This is a genomic window from Metapseudomonas resinovorans DSM 21078 (assembly GCF_000423545.1).
Taxonomy (GTDB): domain Bacteria; phylum Pseudomonadota; class Gammaproteobacteria; order Pseudomonadales; family Pseudomonadaceae; genus Metapseudomonas; species Metapseudomonas resinovorans.
On record NZ_KE384033.1, the window covers coordinates 127,682 to 149,189 of the forward strand.

The following is a 21,508-nucleotide window of genomic DNA, read 5'->3' on the forward strand; positions in this document are numbered from 1 at the left end:
GGACTCAACGCAGCTGCAAACCAGGTTGGCGGTTGTTGCGTTGGTGGAGCCATGCTGCGCCCATCGCTGGCGAAGCAGAACCACCACGCAGAGCAATCCATAATTTCGTTTTCCGAAATAAAACGTGATGGGAAGACTTTGTAGCCTCAGCCCATAAAGGCCGGATGGGCACGCAACAGGGGCGTAGCAAAGTCGATAAAGGTCCGCACTCGTGCCTCGGCGCGGCGGCCGTGGCGGTAGATCAACTGCGCCGGTGCTGGCGGACTGGCGAAGTCCGCAAGCACCGGCAGGAGTAACCCGCTAGCCAACTCATCATGGGCTTCGTAGCTCATGCAACGAACCAGGCCTACTCCCAGTGTCGCTGCACGAATGGCTGCACGCTGGGTCGTGCAGGTAAGTACTTGCGTGGGTTTCACCAGGCGGGTGGAGCGACCGCAAGGAAAACGCCAGTCCGTCTCATAGCCGGGAGACGAGCTAACCACTGCTCGATGAGTCTTGAGATCTTCAGGTGTCTCGGGACGCCCCCATGCGTGCAGGTAGTCGGGTGAGCCACAGACAATTGGCCTGACCATACCCAGTGAAGCAGCGAACTCGGATGAGTTGGGTAACTGGCCGACGACCAGCGCAATGTCGATGCCATCCTTGAGGAGATTGGGTGCTCCATGGCTGGTCTGGATCGTCAGGCAGACATCAGGGTAGGCGTCCAGATAGGACAGGACTATCGGTGTGAAGATCTGCAAATCCATCAGTAGCGGAACTGCAACCGTCAATTGGCCACCGGGTTGAGCATGCCGGCCGGCGGCAGAACGATCGGCAAGCTCGGTCTCTACCAGGATTTGCCGACAGCTTTGCGCGAACTGCTCGCCAGCCGGGCTCAGCGCCACACCGCGCGGACTGCGAAATAGCAAGGTGTTGTGCAGGCGCGCTTCCAAGGAGGCAATGGTACGCATGATGGTTGCTGGCGACAGTTCGAGATGCCGAGCTGCGGCGGCCAGGCTACCGGTCTGCACCACCGCTTCGAATGCCTGCATCTCGCGATATCGGCTCATTCCTATGCCACCGAAACGGTTTGCAGTGCCGGATCTGCAATGAGTCGAGCGGAGCAGTAGTCAACGAAAGTACGTACCTTCGCTGACACGCGTTTGTCGCCCTGATACAGCAAGTGCACCGGCAGTGCAGGTGTCTGATACGCCTCGAGCAGGATCTCCAGTTCGCCTTTAGCCACCGGCTCGGCCACCTGGTAAGACAGAACCCGTGTAAGGCCCCAGCCCATCCGTGCGGCATTGATAGATGCCTGGTTGGAGCTGACGATCAGGCGCGGTTTGGGATGCAAAGCGATCGTGCTTTCCCCCACCCTGAATTGCCAGTCGGTGAGCAAACTACTCGCCGATGACATCACCATCGGCAACCCCAACACATCACTTGGTTCCACGGGTCTGCCGACGCGATCAAGAAATGTCGGTGCAGCACATACGACTGTAGAGACCTGCCCGACCCTGACGGCCTGCAGGCCGGTGTCCGGCAGCTCACCTATGCGAATGGCGATGTCGATCCCCTCGTCGACCATGTTCACGAGGCGATCCACCAGCAGTGCATTTACAGTCACCTCCGGGTGCTCTGCCAGGTACTGTGTGATCAGAGGTATTAAATATTGCTCGCCGAACATAACCGGCGCAGTCACTGTCAGGTTGCCACGAGCGCGAACGCTGCTACCGGTCGCCAGCTCTTCGGCTTCCTCCAGGTCGAGCAGGATGCGCTTGCAGTCATCCACATAGCGCCGCCCCGCTTCAGTCAGGCGTACGCTCCTGGTGCTACGTGCGAGCAGCAGTGTTCCCAGACGATTTTCCAGACCAGCTATCACACGAGTTACGCTTGGCGGTGACATCCCTATCAACTTGGCGCCGCCGGCAAAACTCTCTGCTTCCGCGACGGCCAGCAGCACCTTCATTTCCTGAAACCTGTCCACAATCACCGCCAGATTGCTGAGTGGATTTAGCCGCTAACAGCGTAGCGCGGACGGTAGCCTAATAAAGTTTCTGAAGGTTAGTTTCGGCCGGTTACAGCCAATCTCCACCGGTAGCTTTGGGTCGGTTTTTGCCTTTTGCCTAACGGCAAGGAGTCGAACTCTGCTCGTCGCATCCAGTCCGGATGGGTAGAGGCACGAAACCCATGCGGACCATGGCTGATGGTTTCGCACGTTCTACCCGACGCTGTAGGGCCTCGAACGCAGCCGTTTCACCAACGGCTGCACCCGCCGCGCGAGCACAAATGGCGACACTCTGGAGGCGCGGTACTGGTCGAGGGGCGGCTACAACTACGCGCTGGTCAGCCGGGAAGGGGACCCACGCGGGGAAGTGCTGGGGCGGGCGTTGTCATTCTGATCGGGAGGCCCCTACCGGATTTCATCCGGGCTACGACTGCCCAGTAGCGACGGCTTCGGCCACCTTCGGGTGGCCTTTCTGCATTAGCGGGTAATACTTCTCTGCAAGGGTGGGCGTGTTGCTGATCGTGCGCGCCGCTGGGAGGTGTGAGGTGAAAAAGCTATCAATTGTGGGTGTCGGTATTGTGGGTGAGGCGGCGGCTCAGATCATCGCCCGGGAAGAGTTCTGTCGTGAGTTGACGTTGATTGATGTGCAGGGTGAGTTGGCAAAGGGCAAGGCGCTGGACGTCTGGCAGGCGGCAGTTGAGTCAGGTTCTGATACCCGCGTTTACGGCGGGTCCAATGCCGAATTGCTGCAGGATTCTGACCTGGTGGTGATTACAGCGGGTGTGCCCCGCAAGCCTGGTCAGTCGCGCCAGGATGTATTGAGTATCAATCTGCCAATTCTCGATAGCATCATGCGGGATATCAATCGTCATGCTCCGGCGGCGACGGTGTTGGTGGTGTCGAATCCGGTCGACGTGCTGACCTATCGGGCCTGGAGTCTCAGTGGGTTGGGGCGCGACAGGGTGTTCGGGCAGGCGGGGGTGCTGGATACAGCGCGCATGAAGTGTTTCATTGCCGAGGAGACAGGGTTTTCTGCTCGGGATATCACGGCGCTGGTGCTGGGCGGGCATGGCGATAGCATGGTGCCGCTGATGCGTTACTGTGCGGTCGGTTCAGTGCCGCTGTCTCACTTCCTGTCCAGTCAGCAGATAGAGCGGATTGTGGAGCGCACACGTCAGGGGGGCGGCGAGATTCTGGGTTTGAAGAAGCTGGGGAGCGCCTGCGATGCGCCGGGCGTGGCAATTGCACAGATGGTGGATGCTATCGCCAATGGGCGAAACCGCATTTTGCCGACGGTCGCGATTCTCGAGGGCGAGTACGGGCGTACAGATATTGCCATGGGGGTCCCCTGTGTGCTGGCAGCGGAGGGGGTTGTGCGGGTAATCGAGTTGCCTCTGGATGCGCAGGAGCAGGCGATGTTCGACCGCTCTGCAGATCAGGTGGTGCGTGATATTGCTGAAATGAAAGCTTTGTGAGTGGGGGGTATTTGCGGGGGGTTGGGGCACAAGGGGGATCGTGTCCCGGGAGAGGCATACGACACAAGGTTGGATACACCCCCATGGCCAGCGCGGGTTAGCGGGTAACCCGGCAGGATGCACCAACCGCTGTCGCACGGTGTAGCTGCGACAGGACGTTCCCCGCCGTAATCACCGCTGTAGGCGACATTGGGCAGCGGCTCGCGGCCAGCGCCTCTGCGACCCAGGTATTGCAGGTATAAAACAGCGAATAGCTACCCTCGGCCTGGTAGAACCGGCTCTCTCCATACAGGCCAGGCCCGAGCACCGCCAAGGTGCCCGTCGCTGAGTGGGTGAAGGTCCCGGCCACGAACGCGAGCAGTCGCCGGTAGCCGTCCTCCGTCACCCGCACCTCGATGACCTCGCTTGCGGCAAAACGCCGCCTGGGGTCCCCGTCAATCTTGACCGCATGCAGCACGGTTGCCGTCGACCCGAACAAGGCTCGCAGGGCGAGGCTCATGGTGGCCTGTGGGGCTCGGTAAAAGTCCTCGTCACCCCAGCCGAACTCAACGAAGTCACCGTCGCCGAACTCTTCGGCCAGTGCGGGAAGTACCTGAAGTAGATCGGGGCGTGCAATTGCCAATCCGGTATGCAGGCCATGATTCACTACATAGACGGACCGCCAATCGCCACCCTCGTCCCTTGGCGGGTCCGACGCGGTAGCGCAGCCGAACAGCGTCAGCATCAGGGCCAGCACTACAAGGCGCATGCACAAGGGTTTGGAGGCTCGCTAACGAACGTGGAAGACCCCGGCAGGGGTGGGTGCTTATACAAGCATAGAAGCTGGCCCGCAGCATCAAGCAGGCAACCATGGGCAATCGCGGCAGGCAGAAATGGTCGATAGCTACCGGTGAGCGTGGACGTTCGGTTGAGCCATTCCACGCCCGGCGTATTGATCGAGCGCGGAGCCTGATTGCTCGCGTAGGGCGGATAACGCGCCATCGCTATCCGCCGTGGAGGGGCCGAACCCATTCCGGGTTATGCGCCCTGCGGTACTAGCGATGGTTGCGATAGCGTTCGGTCAAGGACTGCACGAGGGTGACGTAGGATTGCGTCTCGGCGTAGGGAGGCACCCCGTTGTACTCGACCACGGACGCTTCGCCGGCGTTGTAACCTGCCAACGCCAGCACCTGGTTGCCGTTGAAGCGCTTGAGCAGCCAGGCCAGGTAGCGCGTGCCGCCACGAATGTTCTGTCGCGCGTCGAACGGATCGTCTACGGCGAAGCGCTCGGCGGTGGCGGGCATCAACTGCATCAACCCCTGGGCGCCGGCTACGGAAATGGCGTTGGGGCGAAACGCCGATTCGGCATGTATCACTGCGCGGACCAGCGCCCTGTCGACACCGTAATGACCCGAAGCGGCTTCGATCTCCCGCCGATAGGAACGGGTGTCCAGGCGCAGTGAGGCGACCTTGAAATCCTTCGGCGCCATGCACAGATAGCAGCCCTTGATGTAATCGAGCTCAAGGACAGTGACCCGAGCGGAGATCCCGACGGGGCGCCGGCTCACATATTTACGAATACCCTTGTGGACGAAGGTGTACACCCGAATCCGCACCGCGCCTGAGTCGTCGCCCCGCGCAAGCCTTGGCGGGGCCTTTGCCTTGGCGTCGACAGCGGCGCCCGCCATGCCATCCAGGCGAGTGCAGCGGGCGCTGGCGATGGCTTGGCTGGTGTAGCTGATGGTTCCGTCCCTGGCTTGGCACTTGAACGTGGCGCTGGCGCACAGTGGAACGGCGAGCAAGGCCAGCTCGATGCAGCCAAGAAGGCTCTTGCGAGCCCATTGCCATGCTCTGGAACTCATTACATCGCTCCGCGCCGCAAGCGCCGATCGGCCGTGGGGGGCCTGGCCCGGGCAATCGGGAAACACCAACTGGGACTGTCGTCGCCGGCGGTAGCCCCACGCGCGCTTTGCGCACGCTCGCCGTGCTCCTGTTCCTGACAGGCCCCCCAGGATTTCCCAGGCGCTGCCTGTGCAGGGCCTATCCTGAATGACCCACTGTTTGTTCTGGTAGTTATAGCCCTTGTAACCGGCCTTGGAACCTGCCTTGACGTACGGGTTGCCGGCGCTCCCGTGTGGCGCAGGCCGGCTTGCCAGGGCCGAAAACAAAGGTCTGGAGCACGAAAAATCTGCCGCCTGGGCCGACGAACCTGGCCAAGACTGAATACAATTCATGTCCGAATACCCCAGGCCATGAACATGGCTGTATCGAACAAGGAACTCGCCTCCATGGCCTCCTCTGATAAACAGCAAAAACGCGCCCAGCGGGCCAAAGCCAAGGCCAAGCAGAACCGTTCGGGCAAGGCAAAACCCAAGGTCAATGTCGTACATCCGCTTCTGGCCAATCCGCTGGTCAACGAGCCTTTCGATGATGTCGAAATCGACCTGAGCACCTTCGACTTCAAAGACATTGAAGAGAACGGTTTCGACCCGGCGCTCTTCGACGATCTGTTCCAGGCGATGAACGTCGGCGAAGGCATCAGCCTACTGGCGATGTGCCTGGTGTTCCTGCAGTACCCGGTGCTGGAGCTGGTGGTCGCCGAGGAAGAGGAAGAGGCTGCCATCGACTTCATGATGGGCCTGCTGATCGTCTATCGCGGGATCTTCCACGATGAAGACGAAGACACGGCAGTGAGTTGGGTCGGCGGCGATGCCTTCCAGACGGCCTACAACGAAGCGTCGATGATCCTGCAGAAGAAGTACGCTCGCGGCACCTCAAGCGCCCGAGTTTAGCCGCGCGCCGAGCGGCTACTGGTGGCAAGCCGATTGGGCCTCGCTTCGCCCCGCGCCAACCTATGGGCGTGCGCGGGTGTTTCTTGCAGGCAAACAAAACCCGCCATAGAGGCGGGTCATTAAGCATCCAGTCCGTGGCGAAACCCATGCGGGGCTGGGTGATGGGTTACTCGGGCTCGCGGAACGCCGCCCGACCCATCCTAAGGGGGTGGGACGCCGAGTTACGCCTGCATCGCTGCGCCATGCACATCCATCGCCGCCTGGCGCAGGGCTTCGGAGCGGGTCGGGTGGGGGTGGCAGGTGAGGGCGATGTCTTCGGCCGAGGCGGAGAACTCCATGGCCACGCAATACTCGCCGATCATCTCGCTGACGCTCGGGCCGACCATGTGCACGCCCAGCACTTCGTCCGTGCGCTCGTCGGCCAGCACCTTCACGAAGCCTTCGGTCTCATGGTTGATCTTGGCCCGGCTGTTGGCGGTGAAGGGGAACTTGCCGACCCGGTAGGGGCGTCCTTCGGCCTTGAGCTGTTCTTCGCTCTTGCCGACGCTGGCCACTTCCGGGCGGGTGTAGATCACGTTCGGGATGAGGTTGTAGTTCACCTCGGCGGCTTGTCCGGCGATGCGCTCGATGCAGACGATGCCTTCGTCTTCGGCCTTGTGCGCGAGCATTGCGCCGGAGGTCACGTCGCCGATGACCCAGACGCCGGGGGCGGTCGTCTGGTGGCGTTCGTTGGCGAGCATGCCGCGCGAATCCGTGGCCAGGCCCACTGTCTCAAGGCCCAGCCCTTGGGTGTAGGGGCGGCGACCGATGGCCACGAGCACGTAGTCGGCCTTGAGGGTTTCCGCGAGTCCGCCGGCAGCCGGTTCGATGGAAAGCTCAACGCCGGTCTTGCTGGATTTGGCGGCGGTGACCTTGGAACTGAGTTTGAAGCTCATGCCTTGCTTGGTCAGGGCGCGCTGCAGGGTTTTGGCGGTCTCGTCATCCAGGCCCGGACAGATGCGGCCCAGATACTCGACCACTGTCACCTGGGCGCCCAGGCGGCGCCAGACCGAGCCCAGCTCCAGGCCGATCACCCCGGCGCCGATCACCACCAGGTGCTTGGGTACTTCCGGCAGGGATAGGGCGCCGGTGGAATCGAGAATGCGCTCGTTGTCGATGGTCACACCGGGCAGGGGCGTCGGCTCCGACCCTGTGGCGACGACGATATTGTGGGCTTCCAGGGTCTGCTGCTGGCCATCGGCGGCGGTCACCACGACCTTGCCCGCGCCGTCGATGCGGCCCCAGCCCTTGACCCACTCCACCTTGTTCTTGCGGAAGAGGAACTCGATGCCCTTGGTCAGCGCCGTCACGCTCTCGGCCTTCTGCTTCATCATCTGCGCCAGGTCCAGCTTGGGCTCGACCTGGATACCCAGGGTAGCGAATTCCTTGCCGGCTGCGGCCTCATAGAGCTCTGAGGCATGGAGCAAGGCCTTGGAAGGCATGCAGCCGACGTTGAGGCAGGTGCCGCCCAGGGTCTCCCGGCCTTCGACGCACGCCACTTTCATGCCCAGTTGCCCGGCCTTGATCGCCGCGTTGTAACCACCTGGACCGCCACCAATCACCACCACGTCGTATGCGCTCATGGGCTCTACCTGTCGAAAAGTCGTATGGGGAATGCAGAAGCCTAGTGGACAACCAGCAGCCTTCCAGCTAGGCAATAATCTGCTTGGATTACGCTTGTAATATTATTGGTGTCATATTTCCCGTCAAGAGCACGCTCGAAGGGGGCCGTTACCAGTCCAGGCTCAGGCGGCTCTCAAAGCAGCGGGGTTCGCCGCTGATGGGGTCGTTGAAGGCCAGGCTGCGGGCGAGCAATTTGAGGGGACGCTGGTAGTCGTCCGGCCCACCTTTGTCGGTCAGCTCCGGGTAGAAGCCATCGTTGCAGATGGGCGCACCGAGGGCCGCCAGATGCACCCGCAGCTGATGCTGCTTGCCGGTGATGGGGTAGAGGTCGTAGCGCCAGAATTCGCCGTTCTTGTCCAGCACGTCCAGACGAGTACGGGTGTTGGGTTCGCCCTCTACTTCCTGCATGCGGAAGAAGGGCTCGCTCTTGCCGAGGCGCGTTTCCCGCAGCAGTGGGAAGTCGAGGCTGGGCAGCGCGGGGGCTATCGCTTCGTAGCGCTTGTGGATTTCCCGATCGCGGAACAGGGCGTGATAGATGTTGCGGCTGGCCGGGTTGGCGGAGAACAGCACCAGGCCGGCGGTATGGCGGTCGATGCGGTGCAACGGCACCAGGTGGGGGTTGCCCAGGCGCCGGGTGAGACGTGCCTGCAAGGTTTCTTCGACGTACTCGCCCGCAGGCATCACCGGCAGGAAGTGGGGCTTGTCGGCCACCACTAGATGTTCGTCGATGTGCAGCACCGACTCCTCGAAGGGAATGGCCTTCTCGCCCTTCACCTCGCGGAAGTAGTGCACGCGCAGCGCCTCCTGATAGGGGTGCTCCGGGCTGAGTGGATTGCCCTCGGCGTCGGTCACCTTGCCGCCTGCCATGCGCTCTAGCCAGGTCTCGCGGGGAATGGCCGGGAAGCGCGCGCAGAGGCAGTCCAGCACCGTGCTCCAATCGCCCTGGGGCAGGTGGAGGGTGCTGGGGCGGATGCTCGGGATACGGGACATTGAGTGTTTCGGCAGGTTGCAGGGGCGGGGCATTAGGCCGCAGCCGACTGACCGGAGTCAAAGGCAGAGGATAGAATGCATCGGCCGTGCGCCCGCGGGCAGGAGCCCCGCCGCGATGGAAGCCCCGTTGCAGACGCACGCCAGGTTATTTTCAGAAGAGGACCGCTGTATGTACTTCAAACCGATTTCCCTCAGTCTTGCCCTTACCGGCCTGCTCCTGGCCGGCTGCAGCTCGACCGACAAACCCACTGCGCCCACTGCCGCCACCCCGGCCGCCGAGGTATCCACCAGCGCAGCCGCGCCGTCATTCTCCGGCACCTGCGATGCCGCCGCCGTAGCCACCCTGGTCGGCAAGACCGCCAACACTGCCCTGGTCGAACAGGCCAAGCGCCAATCCGGTGCTGAAACCGCGCGGATACTGCGCCCCCATGATGCCGTGACCATGGACTACAACTCTCGCCGCCTGAATATCGACGTGAGCGAAACCGACGTCGTCAAACAGTTCACCTGCGGCTGATCGGCCGTCAGAGCAACCTCAGCAGCACCACCCCTGCGGCGATGACCCCACACGCCAGCAGACGGATCGGCGGCAGCGGCTCCTTGAGCAGCAGCGCGCCGATCAGCAGGGCAAACAGCACACTGGTTTCCCGCAAGGCTGAAACCAGCCCGGCTCAAGACCTGCCAGAGCCACGCACAATAAAAATGGCCACGACGCAGTTGAGGGCCTAGGACTCCTGCTGCGGCGTGGCCATCGGGGCTCAAAAGCCCCTGAACTAAAGCTGTTTGAGCATTTCTTCCAGGTGCACGTAGTCCATATGGTGGGCAGCGGCGACGCTGCCGTTGGTGAGGCGTCCCTTGGCCACGTTCAGGCCATGGCGCAGGTGCAGGTCGTCTTCCAGCGCCTTGCGCGTGCCTTTCTGCGCCAGGGCGATGACGAAGGGCAGGGTGGCGTTGTTCAGCGCCAGGGTGGAGGTGCGCGCTACCGCACCGGGCATATTGGCCACGCAGTAATGCACCACGCCATCCACCACGTAGGTCGGTTCGGCATGGGTGGTGGCCCGGGAGGTTTCCGCACAGCCGCCCTGGTCGATGGCCACGTCCACCAGCACGGCGCCTTCCTGCATGCGTGCGACCATTTCGGCGGTCACCAGCTTGGGTGCCGCAGCGCCGGGAATCAGCACGCCACCGATCACCAGGTCGGCCGCCAAGACCTGGTCACGCACGGTGCCATGGGTGGAGTAGAGCGTGGTAATGCGGTTCCCATAGAAGGAATCCAGCCGGCGCAGGGCGTCCACGCTCCTGTCCAGCACGGTCACGTCAGCGCCCAGCCCAATGGCCATGGCCAAGGCGTGGGTGCCGACCACGCCGCCGCCGAGGATCACCACCTTTGCGGGTGCGACACCGGGCACGCCGCCCAGCAGCACTCCTCGGCCACCCTTGGCTTTCTCCAGGCAACTGGCGCCGGCCTGGATGGACATGCGCCCGGCCACTTCCGACATGGGCGCCAGCAGTGGCAGGCGGCCGTGGCTGTCGGTGACGGTCTCGTAGGCGATGCAGGTGGCCCCGGAGGCAATCAGTTCGTTGGTCTGGGGACGGTCAGGGGCCAGGTGCAGGTAAGTGAAGAGCGTCTGTTCGGGACGCAGGCGGGCGCGTTCCTGGGTCAGCGGCTCCTTGACCTTGACGATCAGTTCGGCCTGTTCGAAGACCTCTCCCGGGCTGCTGGCTACCTTGGCGCCGGCAGCCTGGTAGTCCTCGTCCGAAAAGCCGATGGCGACCCCGGCCTTGGCCTCCACCCAGACTTCATGCCCCAGGCGGGTCAACTCGGCTACGGATTGGGGGGTCAGGCCGACCCGGTATTCGTGGTTCTTGATCTCCTTCGGCACTCCGATACGCATGGCGATCTCCCAGGTTCTTGTTGTCCTTTCAACAAGTGTAGAAACCCACCCGTCGTGCCCTCGCCGAATAGTGGCGGGTTTTCAGGGAATCCCCCTGAAAAAGGCGGGTAAATCAGAGTGTCGCTGGAAGGCTGTCAGTCTTCCTGGTCCTTTTGCCTTCTTTTTTGCATACCGCCGAGCAACTCCACTGGCAGGGGGAAGACGATGGTTGTGGTCTTGTCGTTGGCGATGGAGCCCAGGGTCTGCATGTAGCGCAATTGCATGGCGCCAGGCTGGCGGCTGAGCATTTCCGCGGCCTGCATCAGTTTCTCCGAGGCCTGCAGCTCACCGGCTGCGTGGATCACCTTGGCTCGCCGTTCGCGTTCGGCCTCGGCTTGGCGTGCAATGGCGCGCACCATGGTTTCGTTGATGTCCACGTGTTTGATCTCGACGTTGGACACCTTGATGCCCCAGGCATCGGTCTGCGCGTCCAGGGCTTGCTGGATGTCGACGTTGAGCCGTTCGCGCTCGGCCAGCATCTCGTCCAGTTCATGCTTGCCGAGCACCGCGCGCAGCGTGGTCTGGGAGAGCTGGCTGGTGGCCATGAGGAAGTTCTCCACCTGGATGATGGCGCGCTGTGGGTCGAGCACACGGAAGTAGACCACCGCATTGACCTTCACCGAGACGTTGTCGCGGGAGATCACGTCCTGGGGCGGCACGTCCATGACCACGGTTCGCAGGTCGACCCGAACCATCTGCTGGATGGCCGGGATGATCAGAACCAGCCCCGGCCCCTTGACCTTCCAGAAACGCCCGAGTTGGAACACCACGCCTCGCTCGTACTCGCGCAGGACGCGGATGGCCGAGACCGCCAGCACGATCAGCAGGAACAGGAAGGTGGCAAAGCTCAGCGGAAAGGCCATGGTCAGTCTCCTTTGGGCGAACGTTCATCCGCCGTCACGTCCAGCAACAGTCCATTGCGCGCCAGCACGCGTACGCGCTGGCCGCTCGTCAGGGGGGCATCGCTGCGCACCTGCCAGCGCTCACCCTGCAATTGCACCCAGCCGCTGCGCGCGTCGTCCGTCACCAGGTCGAGCAGGGTGGCTTCGCTCCCTACCAGGCCTGCGTCGCCACTGACGAGCGCACGCCGGCGGGCGCGGACGGCCATGGCAATGATGGCGAAGATCACCAGCGAACTGGATAGCGCCACCGTGATGATCAACGAGAGGGGAATGCCAAAGCCCGGCACCTCGGTGTCGATCAGGATCACGGCGCCGACCACGAAGGCGGCGATGCCGCCGAAGCCGATGATGCCGAAGCTGGGCATGAAGGCTTCCGCCGCCATGAACAGGATGCCCAGCAGGATCAGCGCAACGCCGGCGAAGTTGACGGGTAACAGCTGCAGCGCGTAGAGGGCGAGGATCAGGCAGATGCCGCCGATCACGCCACCGACGCCACTGCCGGGGTTTGAGAATTCGAAGATCAGTCCGTAGACCCCGATCATCATCAGGATCAGCGCGACGCTGGGGTTGGTGATCACCGCCAGGATCTGCGCGCGCCAGTCCGGCTCGCGCTGGATCAGCGGCGCACCGTTGGTGGCCAGTGTGAGTTTCTGCCCGGCGATGTCGAGGGTCTTGCCGTCGAGCTGGCGGAGCAGGTCGTGGAGGTCATGGGCCACCAGGTCCACCACCTTCAGGCGCCGGGCATCGGCAGCGGAGAGGCTGACGGACTCGCGAACCGCCTTTTCGGCCCAATCCGCATTGCGTTCGCGCATCTGTGCCAGGCCGCGGATGTAGGCGGCCGCATCATTGACCTGCTTGCGGGTCAGGGTTTCCTCGTTGCTGCGTTGCGCGGCCTTCTCATCCTTCTGCTTCTCGTCCTTGTCGCCGCTGGGCTTGCCGCCTTCCGGCTGCCCCGGCATGCCACCGATCTGCACCGGCGTCGCCGCCCCGAGGTTGGTGCCCGGCGCCATGGCTGCGATATGGCTGGCGTAAAGAATGTAGGTGCCGGCGCTGGCAGCCCGTGCGCCGCTGGGTGCGACGAAGCTGGCCACCGGCACGGGGCTGGCGAGGATCGCCTTGATGATGCTGCGCATGGAGGTGTCGAGGCCACCGGGTGTATCGATCTGGATGACCACCAGTTGCGACTTGTCGGCCTCCGCGCGTTCGATGCCACGGGTCAGGTAGTCGGCGGTGGCCGGGCCGATCGGGCCGTCCACGGTCAGCACGGTGACGCTACCGGCGGCCAGCAGCGTACCGGGCAACAGCATGACCAGGCACAGGAGCCTGCGTAGCAGCCGGCGGATCATGGCGACCTCCCGCAATGCCGTTTTCACTTACAGCATAGTTGAGGCCATTTGTCGGGTATTTGCGGAGGGGATGGAGGAATGATGGGCGATGTCAGCCTTACGTGTTGCAGGCAGCTGCATTGCCCGTAGGAGCTGGCTTGCCAGCTCCTACAAGGCTCTTGGCCTCTCGCAACAGCTAACGCAGACATAGCGAATGAATTCGCCCCTACAGGCCCGGGACTGATTCGCCCTTACAAGGCCGCGCGGAAGAGCGGTTTGCACGCCTTGGCTATCTGCTCGACATGGCGGTGGTCGGTGCCGCAGCAGCCGCCCATGACGTTGATATGGGGCAGGCGCTGGCGCAGCTGGGCGTACTGCGCACCCAGTTCCTCGGGGTCGCCGCTGTCCAGGGCCGTGGCCTCGTTCAGTTCGGCGTGGCTCTTGCGCGAGGCATTGGCGCGCAGCCCGCGTATGCGTTGCACCCAGCGGCTGCCCGGTACCAGCACGTCCTCGAAGTGGTCAGGGTGGGCGCAGTTGACCATGTAATAGGCCGGATAAGAGGCGGTGGCGCTGTCCACCTGTTCGATGGCCTCTTTCAGCGGCTGGCCGGTGGGCAGCCTGCCGTCGGTTTCCACGGTGAAGGAGATGGCCACGGGTAGGCGCAGCTCGCGCGCGGCCAGGGCGACGCCCAAGGCTTCTTCCACGTAATTCATGGTGATGGCGGTGACCATGTCGGCAGCGGTTTCGGCGAAAACGCCGATCTGTTCGCTGTGGTACTGCTGGGCCTGGAACTCGTCCATGGCTTCATCGGCGATGTAGCCATCACCCCGCGGGCCAACGCAACCGGAGATCACCACAGGGGTGCGGCCACTTGCCACTTCATTGCGCAGCGCTTCCAGCAGGGCGATGGCCTGGCGGTTGGCCTCGGCCAGGCCTTGGGGTGTGAATCCGAGGCGAGTGGCCCAGTCGGGGTTGGCGCGCCACGTCGGGCTTTCCAGAATCAGGCCGGTGCCGTAGTGGCTGGCGATGGCGCAGTAGGCGCGGAAGTATTTGCGCAGGGCGTCCTGGCCATCGGGGTAGTTGAGCAACACGAAGGCGGCGAAGTCGGGGAGGGCAATGCCTTCGTGGAAAACCAGGGTCGTTTCGATGCCGCCATCAGTCAGGAAAAGTTCGCCCTCCAGTTGTGGAAGGGCGCCGCGATATTGGGCCATGGTGTTGACTCCGTGACCTGTGGACGTGGACGTCCGCAGTGGGCCTCATGGCGAAGGCGGGGCGGACAGCCGGATTGGCCTCGGGCTTGTTCCGCGGTTGAAGGTGTGGCCCGTAGGCACTACGCCGGGCGGGCTCTGGCGCCCGGTGGGTAAGAGGAAAGGCTAGCACCCGTGCGAGGCCTAGCTGCGGTGGGCTGATGGGTGGGGGCAGCGCAGCTGCCCCAATCGGACCGATGGGCAGGACTTCGTTCTGCTTGGCGAATGAATTCGCCCCTACGAAAACGATCGCGCCCACACGTCAGGGCGCGGTCGCGTCACTCGCTTCGTTGCGTTCATGGCGATACGCGCTCACCGCTTCGTAGACCGCCTTGCGCAGTCGGTTGATGCCGCCGATGGGGCGGTGTTCGGGCAGGCCATGCCAAGGGTTGAAGGACAGGTTGTCACAGGCGAGGTTCTGCTCGCGGCTGTCGAAGTCCTGGGCCGGGACCTTGATGGTGGCAACGGTCACGAAGGGCGAGATGGACTCGTCCCACTCCACGCTGGTGTCTTCGATCGGCATGTAGTGCTGGGCGTTCTGCTTCTGAACCTGGAGCGCGAAGCAGGCCGGCACCCGGTCCAGCGACAGTTGCTGGTAGAGGGCGTTGCGCAGGAAGTTGGGCAGCGCGGTGTTCTGTTCCGGCAGCTGGTAAGGCGGGCAGCTCTGCGGGTCGGGGATGACCCGGTACTTGATGTTCGCTTCGCCCAGCTTGTACGGCGAGATCGAGCTGTAGGTGGCACTGACCGGGCTGTCCGGTGCTGGAGCCAGGGTCTTGAGGGCAATGACCAAGTGGCGGATTTCCCAGCTGCGTGGGTCCCAGCTGGGGAAGAAGGCACCGACCTTCTCGCCATTGGCCTGGGCGTTGAAGTTCTGCCGGTACTGGGCCACGTCGCGCACGAAGAACACCGGATGGTTGAACATCACGAAGTCCTGTTCGTTGGCGTGCGTCGGGCTCTTCATCAGTTTCTCGCCAGGCACGTCGAGCAGCTTGATCGCCATGCCACGAGCGTCGCGCGCGCTGTCGAATTGCGGGTAGGCATTGCCGTTGGACAGGCGCATCCAGGCCTGCCAGGTCTTGCCTGGTTCGGCGAAGACGCCGGCGCGCAGGTCGCCATCGAGGTTCGGCAGTACGCTGACTTCCGCCTTCACGCAGCCATGGGCCTTGGCGTGGGCGTCGCGCAGTACACGGGTGTTGTCGCGGTGTTGTTCGACGATGCGCACGGCGTCGTCGATGATGGCGCGGGTCTGCGCGGCCTCATCGGCGGGAATGACCTCTTCGGTGGCGACCGGGCCGGAGAATTTCCAGCCGTAGTAAGCCTCACCCGCCAGCCAGCCGATGAGGCCGACGACCAGCACGAAGAGCAGGAGTTTGCCGAGTACTCGGCCGAGCCAGAGCCAGAAGCGCTTGAGCATGGGTGCTTGAGTCCTTTGTCTGCTGCAGTCGGGGCGTGGTCAGGAACCTGGTCCTAACCCGCGCAGTCCGGGCCGGGTGTCCAGGGCCTGGCTTCGACTGGTGTGAGTTGGCCTTCCAGTGCCGGGTTGCCCAGAACCTTGAGGTATTCGATCAGTGCCAGGCGCTCGTCCGGCGACAGGGCGCGGCCGATCACACCGTCCTTGCGGCAGCCATCGCGGAACTCATGCCCGTGGTTGCCGTTGCCCTTGATGGTGGTGTCCAGCAGGAAACTGCCGGGGAACGCCGAGGTCTGGAAGCCCACGAATTTCGGGTCGTACTCGAAGCTGCCGACATTGAACTGGCTGACCCGCTCGGTGATCGGCGAGAGCAGTTGGAACAGGGTCGGGACCGAGCCGTTGTGCAGGAACGGCGGCGTGGCCCAGATGCCGTCCAGCGGGCGCGCCTTGTAGCCGCGCTTTTCCTGCACGCCGATGGGCAGGCCGAAACCGTCCATGCGAGCGCGTTCGTCACCGGAGATGCCGGCTTGCTTGTAGGCCTGGTCTTCAACGAAGGCGGTGATGTAGGCCAGGCCCTTGGCACTGGAGATGTTGCTGAAATCCACCTGGTCCAGCTTGGCGCCGAACAGCTTGACGTCGAGCTTGGCCAGTTGCTCGTGGGTCCAGCCCAGTTTGCTGATGTCGAAGCGGTGGTCGGCGATGTTGTCGGCCGTGGTGGAGTCGGTGCCGATGATGTCGATGGGCACGATGCGCATGTGCCATTCCGGGTCGCGGCCGGGGGCCATGCGTTGCTCCGGCGGCACGACGTTAGGGGCGTGGCAGTAGGCGCAGTTCTCGACGAAGAGTGCGCGCCCCTGGCTTGCGCGAGCCAGGTCCACTTTGCCGAGGACGGCTTCCGGCCAGGTGGGCGGGGTGAGTTTCTTCAGGGTTTCTTCCAGGGTATGGAGGTCACGCACGCGCACGCTGGAGGCGTAGCGGTCGGCTTCCGGCACCTGTCCACCGTCCGGCTGGAACAGGTGCAGGCTGGCGCCTACGCCGAGGGCTTCGCCGATGTTGCGGGCCATGGGCTGCATGGCCGAACCGTTCCACTGCACCCAGTCGAACTTCCAGATATCCCAGAGGTGCGGGTAGCTCACCGGGGCGTCGGCGATCCGGTAGTTGTCCGGGCTGATGGCGTCGCCATAGACGCTGTTGGCGATGCGGCCGAAGGCGTCGGTGCGGCCGAAGCCTTCTTCGGTGGGGTAGAGGCCGCGATGGGTGTCGTTCCAGGCGGTACCGAGCAGGCGGTCGAGGACTTTCTTGAACTCGCTGCGCAGTTCCCTCTTGCCGTCGGGGTAGCGCTCGCCCAGCACAGTCTCGGCGAAGCGGTTGAACTTCAGCGGGTTGTAGTAGGTGAAGGCCATGCTCATGCCCAGTGCCTGGCCGAAGCTGCCACCGCGCAGGGTGGGGACGGTGGAGGCCAGGGAGTGCAGGGCGGCCCCGCCGTCGATACGCACCGCCTGGCCTTTGTAGCGCAGTTCTCCGGTGTGGCAGGCGGCGCAGCTGATGTCCAGGTACTGCGCGCCGGTCTTCTCGTCTTCGTGGCGAGCCATGCCCACCGGCAGGTTGCCAGGGTTCAGCGGCGTGGGTTTCTGCTGCGGGTCTATCAGGAAACCGAAGCGCGCCAGGTAGTCCGGATGGGCGAACTTGTCGCGGGAGAAGGGTAACTCGAGGGCGGTGAACCACGCGTAGCGCAGCCCCTTAACCGTCGTGCCCTGGGGGGTGTAGTAGTAGGTCTGGCGCTCCTGGTCGCTCCATTGGTCCAGGTAGTGCAGCTGGTTAGGTGCCTGGTAGGCCGGAAGATTGGGGTTGGCAATGTAGTAAAGGACAACCGCAAGGCCTGCGAGCAGGAGAAATAGCACCAGCCAAAGGACACGGCGGAGAGCGCGCATCAGATACTTCCTTGTAGCTTGCTGAAATTGCCTACGTTATGCCAATCGGTTGGGGTGTTGGCAAGGTGCTACTACGCAATAGCGCTAAGTCCCTCGCGGGTAGAGCACCACTGCCGCACGCTGCTTACCCTGACCGAAGTGGCTTATGCGCTCGAATTCCCGATGGGTGACCGGGACGTGCTGGCAGTCCTGTGGGCGTCGCTGCAAGCTGCGCTCGGCGTTGGGGTCGTGCAGGTAGATGAAATTGCGGTCGCAGTCGGTGACCAGGACCCAGTGGGGGGCGCGGCTGCGGCTGCGGCGATGGCCGTCTACCAGCACCAGGGGCTGGCCACCGGACGCCAGCAGTGGGCGCAGGTCCAGCTCTTCGCCCAGATGCTGCTCGATGTCGGTGTCCTTCAGGGCGCTGCAGAAATCGTCGTGTGCCTGGCGGATCACGTCGCGTTTGCCGGCGTCGCGTACCTCATCGAGAAACGGTGGTCCCTGGTCGCTCAGGTGCAGCCTGACCCGGTAACCGCGTCTCCAGGCCGCCAGCGCAAGGCCATGTGGGCTGCAGCCGCCGTGGCCGCCGGGCATGTGTACGCTGCTGGCTTCGCGCCAGAGGCGCAGCTCGTCCTGGTGGTTGCCGGGCACGACGCCGTCCAGGGCGCCCATGGCCATCAGCAGGCACGCGGGGCCGCAGGTGAACTCGGTGGTCTGGTGGTAGTACGGAACGTGGCGCTGCAAGGCTTGCGGATGCTGCACCACGCGCTTCTCCATGCGCAGGGCATCGCGGTGGCCGGGGAGGAAGTCCGTCAACAGCCCCAGGTTGCTGTAGCCATTGCGCTCGAACAGGGCTACGGGCTGGCGATCGTCCACGCACACCTCCAGTCGCAAGTAGGCACAGTCATGCTCACGGGCGGCGGTTTCGGCCGCTTCCAGCAGACGTTGACCGATGCCGTTGCCGCGTGCACGGGGGTCGGTGGCGATGGAGTGGAGGCGGGCCAGTGTGCTGCCCTGGCGAAACAGCACCAGGGCATAACCCAGGAGGGAGTGGCCGTCGCCCTCGACGACCGTGAGGTGGGCGTTGGCTTCCACCATCATCCAGCGGAACTGTTGCCGGCCGAGGCGGGCAACCTCGAAACAGCGACTCTCAAGCTCCACCAGCGCCGACAGGTCGTCGAGCGTGGCGGTACGCAGAAGCAGGTTCATGGCAGGCCCCGCAAGGCAGGGAAGGAGTCGCCCGAGTATTGGCCTTGATTGGAACGCTGTCGAGACGCTTCCGGGGTGTGGGGGCCAGACGAAAGCGCGAAGGGAAATTGCCCTTATAGAGAAACGTTCCAAAGACCGCCAAGGTTCTTGCTAGCGTTACAAATGGCCGTCACAACCTATTGTTTTTATTGATAAATCAATTTTTTGACGTCAAGGAATGTTCATCGTGGAATCTATCTCCTCCGCACCGCGACGTCTCATGTTGGTCGACCCTTGCGACCACTGCCGGCGGATCCTCCCGCACCTGGAAGAAGCCGGTTGGTCAGTCTCCAGCCAGAGCCTGGATGCGGCGCTTGCAGCGAGCTACGACATCGGTCTGCTGCGCTTGCGCGGCGGCCACCTGGAGCGTCCGGAAGGGGTCAAGCACCTGATTAGCCGCAGCGGTACGGAATGGATCGCCCTGGTCGATCCGTTGACCGAGCCGGTGTCGGGGCTGGACGAGTTCATCGGTGAGTGGTTCTTCGATGCCCTGACGCTGCCGGTGGACATGCCGCGCCTGCAGGGCCTGTTGGGGCGCGCCATCGGCATTGCCCGCTTGCGCGGCATCGGCAATCGCCGCGGCGACCAGCATGAGCTGCTGGGGCAGAGCCGGCCGCTGCGCGAGCTGCGCAAGCAACTGTCGCGCCTGGGGCCGAGCGAGAAGCCCGTGCTGATCCTGGGTGAAAGCGGCAGCGGCAAGGAATTGGTGGCGCGCACACTGCACCGGATGTCGCGACGGGTGGCCGGACCATTCGTCAGTTTCAAGTGCGGTGTGCTGCCGGAACCGGAAACCGCGAACCTGCTGTTCGGCCATCAGGGCAAGCTGGCTTCTGCCAATGGCGGCACCCTGTTCCTCGATGCCATTCATGAGCTGCCCCTGAGTCATCAGGAGCGACTCTTGACCTGCTTGCGCGCCAAGACCCTGCGCCATGCCGACGGCGAGGTGCTGACGCTGGATGTGCGGGTACTGGCCTCAACGCGGGAGGAACTGGGCGAGATGGTGGAGCAGGGGCGTTTCCATGCCGCGATGCGTCAGTGGCTGGAACAGAACCGCTTGCTGATCACGCCGCTACGCAAACGCCAGGGCGATATCGCCCTGCTGGCCGGATACTTCGCTGATCTTTACAGTCTGGAGGCCGGGCGCCGAGCCAGTCATTTCAGTGAGGAGGCCCTGGCCGCGATGTCTCGCCACCGGTGGCCCGGCAACGTACGCGAACTCGCCAGCCGGGTAAGGCGCGGCTATGCCTTGGCCGAGAGCGGACCGATCGAAGCGGATGACCTGGGGTTGCAGAGTGCCCCAGTGGACGGTGCCTTGCTGGGCACGCTGGAAGACTACAAGCGGCGGGCCGAGTACCAGGCGTTGTGCGACGCGCTGGCCCACTACAGCAGCAACCTCAGCCATGCGGCCAAGGTGCTGGGGGTATCGCGGCCGACGTTCTATCGGCTGCTGCATAAGCATCAGTTGCTGTAGCGCACTGCCGCGTTTACATGCCGTTGGCGAAGGCCGGGATGCTCATGTCGATGGCTTCGCGAACCGGCTTCAGCGCTTCGGCGTAGCGGGCGAGGATGTCCAGGTCGTAGTCCATGCGTGCGCGGATGCGCTGGTCGTCTTCACTCACCGGCTCGACGTCGTTCAGGACTTTCTCCACGCCACGAATGATCAGGTGCTCCGGCAGGTAGCAGAGGCGGCAGTTCTTGTAGCTGGAGGCGCGCAGCTCGCTGATCGGGTAGCCACCGCCAATGCCGGAGGAGACGCCAACCAGCAGGCCCGGCTTGTGCGCCAGTTCGGCTTTGCTGGCGTAGATGAAGAAGTTCTTGATGGCCGGGCAGGCCATGCCGTTCCACTCGGGGGCGATGACGACTACCGCGTCGGCGTCACGCAATTGCTGCTGGTATTCGCTCCAGGGACCGGTGTCTTCGGCCGGCCACAGGGGCAGCGGACCTTCGCCGAGGTCGATGATGCTGCAGGAGCTGGGGCTGGCCTTGTCGAGTTCGATCAGGCGCTGGCGGATGAAACGGGCGACCTTGCCCGATTGGCTGTTGGCGCGGCTGGAGCCGGCGATCAGGACGATGTTCAGCATCTGGGGGTTCCTTGTTTAGACCGCGGGCAGGCTAGCGGGCGGCGTACGAGCCGGCAAGGGAGTGGACGTCAGTCCGAGGTGCGGATGGTGCCAATGAAGGTCGGGGCGGGGGATATGTAGCTGGCTCGGGCTCTTGGGCAGACCTGCGGTCTGCTTGGCGAATGAATTCGCCCCCGCAGAGAAGCGGAACGGCGCTGGTGAGCGCCGGCGAGGCACGAACCATCCTGAAGCCCACACGGGCCTGACACCGGGCAGACGTGGTGGGGCAGCGACTACGCCCCTTCAGGAGGCTGAGTGGAATCGTTGCGCAGGGGGGGCGAGCGGCATGGATGCCGCGAGAGGCGTGTGGGGCCATGGATGGCCCCTCGCGCCGGGCCCCCGGAGCAACGATGGAGGGAGGGAACCCGACGAAGTCGGGCCGGATGGTGGGGCAAGCCCTTTTGGTTTCTTTTGGGGCGACTGCCAAAAGAGACTCGCCTGGGAAGGCGAAACCAGAAACATCCGCAGAACTCGGCAATCAACTTGGCGAAGGACGTTCTAGCAACACTTAACGCAGACATAGCCA

The 21,508-nt window shown here is 63.6% G+C and carries 18 protein-coding genes and 1 pseudogene; 4 read left to right on the plus strand and 15 right to left on the minus strand.

Annotation, left to right across the window (positions count from 1 at the left end; translation table 11 throughout):
• Positions 1 to 146: 146 nt before the first annotated feature.
• The gene (locus G559_RS0127365) at positions 147 to 1,049 is read right to left on the minus strand and encodes a LysR family transcriptional regulator (protein ID WP_028631288.1); all 903 of its coding nucleotides are present in this window, start codon (positions 1,047 to 1,049) and stop codon (positions 147 to 149) included.
• Positions 1,050 to 1,051: 2 nt separating this feature from the next.
• Positions 1,052 to 1,948: a LysR family transcriptional regulator gene (locus G559_RS0127370; protein ID WP_171016539.1), complete on the minus strand. Its 897-nt coding sequence runs from the start codon at positions 1,946 to 1,948 to the stop codon at positions 1,052 to 1,054.
• A gap of 584 nt (positions 1,949 to 2,532) precedes the next feature.
• Here G559_RS0127370 and G559_RS0127375 point away from each other — a divergent pair.
• Positions 2,533 to 3,462: a malate dehydrogenase gene (locus tag G559_RS0127375; protein WP_028631290.1), complete on the plus strand. Its 930-nt coding sequence runs from the start codon at positions 2,533 to 2,535 to the stop codon at positions 3,460 to 3,462.
• Between the two features lie 97 nt (positions 3,463 to 3,559).
• Here G559_RS0127375 and G559_RS0127380 read toward each other — a convergent pair whose 3' ends face one another.
• Positions 3,560 to 4,186, minus strand: a complete 627-nt coding sequence (locus G559_RS0127380) for a DUF2459 domain-containing protein (protein ID WP_162144835.1) — start codon at positions 4,184 to 4,186, stop codon at positions 3,560 to 3,562.
• A 310-nt stretch (positions 4,187 to 4,496) separates the two neighbouring features.
• A complete protein-coding gene (locus G559_RS0127385; RefSeq protein ID WP_028631292.1) occupies positions 4,497 to 5,303 on the minus strand; it encodes a lytic transglycosylase domain-containing protein in 807 nt (268 codons plus the stop codon).
• Positions 5,304 to 5,729: 426 nt separating this feature from the next.
• Here G559_RS0127385 and G559_RS0127390 point away from each other — a divergent pair, with 426 nt between their 5' ends.
• A complete protein-coding gene (locus tag G559_RS0127390; RefSeq protein ID WP_028631293.1) occupies positions 5,730 to 6,233 on the plus strand; it encodes a hypothetical protein in 504 nt (167 codons plus the stop codon).
• Positions 6,234 to 6,454: 221 nt separating this feature from the next.
• On the opposite strand, the gene lpdA is transcribed toward G559_RS0127390, so the two are convergent.
• Both lpdA and G559_RS0127400 read right to left on the minus strand, forming a co-directional pair.
• Positions 6,455 to 7,855: a dihydrolipoyl dehydrogenase gene (gene lpdA / locus G559_RS0127395; RefSeq protein ID WP_028631294.1), complete on the minus strand. Its 1,401-nt coding sequence runs from the start codon at positions 7,853 to 7,855 to the stop codon at positions 6,455 to 6,457.
• A 148-nt stretch (positions 7,856 to 8,003) separates the two neighbouring features.
• On the minus strand, positions 8,004 to 8,885 hold the full coding sequence (locus G559_RS0127400) for an RluA family pseudouridine synthase (RefSeq protein ID WP_028631295.1): 882 nt from the start codon (positions 8,883 to 8,885) through the stop codon (positions 8,004 to 8,006).
• Between the two features lie 169 nt (positions 8,886 to 9,054).
• On the opposite strand from G559_RS0127400, the gene G559_RS0127405 reads away from it, so the two are divergent.
• Positions 9,055 to 9,402 carry an I78 family peptidase inhibitor gene (locus G559_RS0127405; protein WP_028631296.1) on the plus strand — a complete coding sequence of 116 codons (348 nt, stop codon included), beginning with the start codon at positions 9,055 to 9,057 and terminating at the stop codon, positions 9,400 to 9,402.
• Positions 9,403 to 9,409: 7 nt separating this feature from the next.
• Here the strand turns inward: G559_RS0127405 and G559_RS30560 are convergent.
• The 8 genes and pseudogenes from G559_RS30560 to G559_RS0127450 form a co-directional block, all read right to left on the minus strand.
• A pseudogene (locus G559_RS30560) lies at positions 9,410 to 9,550 on the minus strand (EamA family transporter); the annotation flags it as partial.
• Between the two features lie 108 nt (positions 9,551 to 9,658).
• On the minus strand, positions 9,659 to 10,780 hold the full coding sequence (ald, locus tag G559_RS0127415) for an alanine dehydrogenase (RefSeq protein ID WP_028631297.1): 1,122 nt from the start codon (positions 10,778 to 10,780) through the stop codon (positions 9,659 to 9,661).
• Positions 10,781 to 10,914: 134 nt separating this feature from the next.
• On the minus strand, positions 10,915 to 11,682 hold the full coding sequence (locus G559_RS0127420; RefSeq protein ID WP_028631298.1) for a slipin family protein: 768 nt from the start codon (positions 11,680 to 11,682) through the stop codon (positions 10,915 to 10,917).
• A 2-nt stretch (positions 11,683 to 11,684) separates the two neighbouring features.
• Entirely contained in the window at positions 11,685 to 13,067 is a 1,383-nt protein-coding gene (locus tag G559_RS0127425) for an NfeD family protein (protein WP_028631299.1), read from the minus strand.
• A 230-nt stretch (positions 13,068 to 13,297) separates the two neighbouring features.
• The gene (locus tag G559_RS0127435; protein ID WP_028631300.1) at positions 13,298 to 14,257 is read right to left on the minus strand and encodes a homocysteine S-methyltransferase family protein; all 960 of its coding nucleotides are present in this window, start codon (positions 14,255 to 14,257) and stop codon (positions 13,298 to 13,300) included.
• 298 nt (positions 14,258 to 14,555) lie between these two features.
• Positions 14,556 to 15,707, minus strand: coding sequence for a catalase family protein (locus G559_RS0127440; protein WP_028631301.1), 1,152 nt, complete (start codon positions 15,705 to 15,707; stop codon positions 14,556 to 14,558).
• Between the two features lie 53 nt (positions 15,708 to 15,760).
• Entirely contained in the window at positions 15,761 to 17,635 is a 1,875-nt protein-coding gene (locus G559_RS0127445; RefSeq protein ID WP_028631302.1) for a di-heme-cytochrome C peroxidase, read from the minus strand.
• A gap of 84 nt (positions 17,636 to 17,719) precedes the next feature.
• Positions 17,720 to 18,823 (minus strand): GNAT family N-acetyltransferase/peptidase C39 family protein, encoded by a 1,104-nt coding sequence (locus G559_RS0127450; protein ID WP_028631303.1) that lies wholly within the window; start codon positions 18,821 to 18,823, stop codon positions 17,720 to 17,722.
• A gap of 217 nt (positions 18,824 to 19,040) precedes the next feature.
• On the opposite strand from G559_RS0127450, the gene G559_RS0127455 reads away from it, so the two are divergent.
• Complete coding sequence (locus tag G559_RS0127455; protein WP_036997944.1) at positions 19,041 to 20,333, plus strand: sigma-54-dependent transcriptional regulator; 1,293 nt, start codon at positions 19,041 to 19,043, stop codon at positions 20,331 to 20,333.
• A gap of 13 nt (positions 20,334 to 20,346) precedes the next feature.
• Here the strand turns inward: G559_RS0127455 and G559_RS0127460 are convergent, their stop codons facing one another.
• The gene (locus tag G559_RS0127460; RefSeq protein WP_028631305.1) at positions 20,347 to 20,943 is read right to left on the minus strand and encodes an NADPH-dependent FMN reductase; all 597 of its coding nucleotides are present in this window, start codon (positions 20,941 to 20,943) and stop codon (positions 20,347 to 20,349) included.
• Positions 20,944 to 21,508: the final 565 nt, after the last annotated feature.

Bases quoted from the DNA above. Each gene is read 5' to 3' on its own strand.
- G559_RS0127450 (WP_028631303.1), bottom strand. From the start codon at position 18,823: ATGAACCTGCTTCTGCGTACCGCCACGCTCGACGACCTGTCGGCGCTG.
- G559_RS0127405 (WP_028631296.1), top strand. From the start codon at position 9,055: ATGTACTTCAAACCGATTTCCCTCAGTCTTGCCCTTACCGGCCTGCTC.
- G559_RS0127435 (WP_028631300.1), bottom strand. From the start codon at position 14,257: ATGGCCCAATATCGCGGCGCCCTTCCACAACTGGAGGGCGAACTTTTC.
- G559_RS0127455 (WP_036997944.1), top strand. From the start codon at position 19,041: ATGTTCATCGTGGAATCTATCTCCTCCGCACCGCGACGTCTCATGTTG.
- lpdA (WP_028631294.1), bottom strand. From the start codon at position 7,855: ATGAGCGCATACGACGTGGTGGTGATTGGTGGCGGTCCAGGTGGTTAC.
- G559_RS0127400 (WP_028631295.1), bottom strand. From the start codon at position 8,885: ATGTCCCGTATCCCGAGCATCCGCCCCAGCACCCTCCACCTGCCCCAG.
- G559_RS0127425 (WP_028631299.1), bottom strand. From the start codon at position 13,067: ATGATCCGCCGGCTGCTACGCAGGCTCCTGTGCCTGGTCATGCTGTTG.
- G559_RS0127385 (WP_028631292.1), bottom strand. From the start codon at position 5,303: ATGAGTTCCAGAGCATGGCAATGGGCTCGCAAGAGCCTTCTTGGCTGC.
- ald (WP_028631297.1), bottom strand. From the start codon at position 10,780: ATGCGTATCGGAGTGCCGAAGGAGATCAAGAACCACGAATACCGGGTC.
- G559_RS0127420 (WP_028631298.1), bottom strand. From the start codon at position 11,682: ATGGCCTTTCCGCTGAGCTTTGCCACCTTCCTGTTCCTGCTGATCGTG.
- G559_RS0127380 (WP_162144835.1), bottom strand. From the start codon at position 4,186: ATGCTGACGCTGTTCGGCTGCGCTACCGCGTCGGACCCGCCAAGGGAC.
- G559_RS0127370 (WP_171016539.1), bottom strand. From the start codon at position 1,948: ATGAAGGTGCTGCTGGCCGTCGCGGAAGCAGAGAGTTTTGCCGGCGGC.
- G559_RS0127460 (WP_028631305.1), bottom strand. From the start codon at position 20,943: ATGCTGAACATCGTCCTGATCGCCGGCTCCAGCCGCGCCAACAGCCAA.
- G559_RS0127390 (WP_028631293.1), top strand. From the start codon at position 5,730: ATGGCCTCCTCTGATAAACAGCAAAAACGCGCCCAGCGGGCCAAAGCC.
- G559_RS0127365 (WP_028631288.1), bottom strand. From the start codon at position 1,049: ATGAGCCGATATCGCGAGATGCAGGCATTCGAAGCGGTGGTGCAGACC.
- G559_RS0127440 (WP_028631301.1), bottom strand. From the start codon at position 15,707: ATGCTCAAGCGCTTCTGGCTCTGGCTCGGCCGAGTACTCGGCAAACTC.
- G559_RS0127445 (WP_028631302.1), bottom strand. From the start codon at position 17,635: ATGCGCGCTCTCCGCCGTGTCCTTTGGCTGGTGCTATTTCTCCTGCTC.